Raw genomic sequence first — 3,380 nt, forward strand, 5'->3', positions numbered from 1 at the left:
GCGGGATGTCGGCCTTGCGACGACGACGACGCCGGCCACTGGACGACGGTGTGGTCGAGTACGCCGGGGAGGTCGTGCTGGCCCGTGACGCGCGACCAGAGAACGACCCCGGTCTGCTGCTGCGGGTGGCTGCCGCGTCCGCCGTTGCGGGACTGCCCATCGCGTCTGCAACGCTGAGCCGCCTCGCCGACACCGCACCCGAGTTGCCCACCCCGTGGCCGGCCGACGCCGTGGACGACCTATTGGTTCTGCTCGGTGCCGGGCCCACCGCGGTCGCGACCATCGAATCGCTCGACCGGGTTGGCCTGTGGACCCGGCTGCTTCCCGAGTGGGCCGCCATCCGGGATTTACCGCCCCGCGACGCGATCCACACCTGGACGGTGGATCGTCACCTGGTCGAGACCGCAGTTCGGGCAAGTGTATTCGCGACCCGGGTGGCGCGGCCTGACTTGCTGATACTCGCTGCACTGCTGCACGACATCGGCAAAGGGCGCGGCACCGATCACAGTGTGATCGGTGCGGAGTTGGCCACTGTGATCGGCGTCCGGCTGGGCATGTGGCCGGCCGACGCCGAAATGCTGGCGAGATTAGTTCGTCATCACCTGCTCCTGGCCAAGACGGCCACTCGACGTGACCTGAATGACCCCCAAACCATCGCGGCGGTCGCCGATGCAGTCGGGGAAGATCCGGTTCTCCTCGATGTGTTGCACGCCTTGACGGAGGCTGACGCGCTGGCCACCGGTCCAGGGGTGTGGAGTGAGTGGAAAGCCGCGCTGATCAGCGATCTGGTGCGCCGCTGCCATATGGTGATGGCCGGGGAGAACTTGCCGCACCCGGATCCCATTGATCCCGAATATCTTTCGCTGGCCGACGATCACGGGGTGCACGTGGAGGTCAGGCAGGGTGATGGCCCGCGTTACCACGTCGTGATGATCGCCCCCGATGAGCGTGGGTTGCTGTCGAAAGCTGCGGGCGTGCTGGCGCTGAACTCGCTACGAGTGCACTCTGCCGCGGTAAACATCCACCAAGGTGCTGCGATCAATGAGTTCGTGGTGTCGCCGCTGTTCGGGCCGCCTGCTGCGGCCGAACTTCTCCGTCAGCAGTTGGTCGGTGCGCTGGCCGGCGACATCGACGTGCTGCGAATGCTGGACCGGCGTCGAGAGGGCGAAGCCCACAGCTACCCCGTCGGGGACGTCCCGACCGGCGTGCCGGCCCATCGGCCAACCGCTACGCCGCGCATTCTGTGGTTCGGCGGCACGCCCGAGCGGCTAATCGTGGAAGTTCGCGCGGCTGACCGGACGGGCTTGCTCGCGCAGCTTACTGGCGCCTTGGAGCGCGCCGCTGTCGACATCGTCTGGGCGAAGGTCACCACGGTTGGCTCGATGGTGGACGACGTGTTTTCTGTGGTGCTGCCAGCCCAGGCGGGGGAAGCGTCCGAGGATGTGCAAGCAGCGGTGGAACGCGAGCTGTTCGCCGTGTTGGGCACCGCCGTGGTGGACAGATCCGTCGACTACGCGACCTGAGGATCAGCGCCGCACGGTCGTTTCAGGTTCCGTCAGACGAGGACTGTTTTGGGCATCACTGTGGGCTTGACTCCGTAGCGCGGCGTGCCGAAGCCATCCCGGCCGGAACCGTTGCGACCGGCGTGTTTTCTTCGGGAGCAACGGTCCAGCCGGAGCCCTCGAACTCCGCGGCAGCGCTGGTTTCCGGAGTCGCCGCCGACCAGGTCGCCGGCACCGACAACTTGCCCACCAGGGACGCCTGGCCCGTACCCGCCGCGACCGGCGCCGCGCCAAAGCCGCCGCCCGCAGGCGCCGTCGCGCCCGCGAGGACTCCTCCGCCCAAGCCGGCGCCCAAGGGGGTGACGTCGCCGACGGTGACGCCTGCTGGAGCATTCGCAATGAAGTGTCCGAGGGTCGCACCCGCCGAGATCATCATCATCGTGCACCAGGACGCGGTGACATCGGCCGAGTTAATGCTGTTGAAGACGATGCCGGTGTTCATGAGGTCATTGAGACCTTGCCAAACCGACGTTCCCGAGGTCGCATCGGCCGTCACCGCGCTGAGCGGGCTGGCGAGCGCTCCCTGCGTGCCGGTGAGGCTCGACAGCACACCGTTGAGCCCCGATGCCGTCGCATTGCTGTTCACGGCATTGGTGACCGCGGCAGCTTGCAAGCCAGCGCCGCCTGGGTTGGTGTTGTCCGCCGGCGGTGTCACCGGTTGCAGCTGCGCCGCGGCCGCTGATTTGGCGGCGTAGGCGTACAGTGCGGCGGCATCTTGTGCCCACATCTCACCGTATTGAGCCTCGTTGGCCGCGATCGCCGGAGTGTTCTGCCCCAGAATGTTGGTCGCCGTCAGCGTTGCGAGCTGCGCCCGATTGGCAGCGATCAGCGGTGGGGGCACCGTGGCGGCAAATGCCGTCTCGTACGCCGCCGCCGATGCAATAGCTTGCGAGGCCGCCTTCTGCAGTTGCCCTGAGGTGGTGTTCAACCAGGTGATGTAGGGCTCGGCCGCGGCTGCCATTGCCGCCGCCGACGGACCCTGCCAGGCGGACCCGGTGAGCTGGGAGATCACTGATTGGTAACCAGTCGCCGTTGTGCTCAGTTCAGAGGCCAGGCTGCTGAACGCCGAGGCGGCGGCCACCATCGGGCTCGCCCCGGCGCCGGCGTACATGAGGGCGGAATTGATCTCCGGGGGTCGCGCTGCGAAATCAAAAACCATTTCCTGGGATCCTGTTCTCGATTCAATCGATTGCGGTTGGTGGTTACCGGGCCAGCGCTGGCCGCCCGAATTCCTACACGACCGTCGGCTTGGGCATGACTTTCGGTTTGACGCCGTAGCGCGGCGCTCCGAGTCCCATGCCGCCGCGACCGGCCGAGGCGACCGACGGCATACCGGCCGGCATCGTTGCCACTGGGGCGGCGGTGTCCGGCGCGACGGTAGCCCAGCTTTGAGCCGCCAACCGCACGGGAGTGCTCGCGGCCGAAACTTCGCCGACCCAACTGGGCGGGACTGACATGCCGCCGATCGAGGACGCCTGGCCGACCCCAGCCAACACCGGCGCCGCGCCGACCCCCGCCGCTCCACCGACGCCGCCGGCTCCCACCGGGTCAACGATGCCGGCCAGGTCTGCCAAGCCACCTTCGGCACCCTCGGCGGCTTCTGCGGGCAGAGCGCTAAGGAGACCGCCGCCGCCCATACCAATCAGGTCTGAACCCGCCGACGCCCAGTTGCCGACCTGGATGTTCGCCAGGTTGGCGATCGGACTGCTCAGCGGCGAATTACCGAGCGTCTGGGCCAGGCTTTCCAGGATGTCGCCGAGGCCCGTGGGCTGCGCGGCTGCCGGCGCCGCGGCCGTCGACGCGCCGGCCAGTGAGCCG

1 protein-coding gene and 2 pseudogenes (1 of these 3 running past the window's edge) are annotated in these 3,380 nt (G+C 67.9%); 1 reads left to right on the forward strand and 2 read right to left on the reverse strand.

The genetic code is table 11. The features are described from left to right. A pseudogene (locus ACFE99_RS16695) lies at positions 1–1,523 on the forward strand ([protein-PII] uridylyltransferase); it begins 916 nt to the left of the window's first position. Between the two features lie 32 nt (positions 1,524–1,555). On the opposite strand, the pseudogene ACFE99_RS16700 reads toward ACFE99_RS16695, so the two are convergent. Both ACFE99_RS16700 and ACFE99_RS16705 read right to left on the reverse strand, forming a co-directional pair. Then, positions 1,556–2,721 (reverse strand): annotated as a pseudogene (locus ACFE99_RS16700) (PPE family protein). A gap of 73 nt (positions 2,722–2,794) precedes the next feature. Continuing rightward, the coding region (locus ACFE99_RS16705) for a PE/PPE C-terminal domain-containing protein (RefSeq protein WP_375487199.1) at positions 2,795–3,380 on the reverse strand (586 nt) is incomplete at its 5' end.

The organism is uncultured Mycobacterium sp. (assembly GCF_964249325.1).
Taxonomy (GTDB): Bacteria; Actinomycetota; Actinomycetes; order Mycobacteriales; family Mycobacteriaceae; genus Mycobacterium.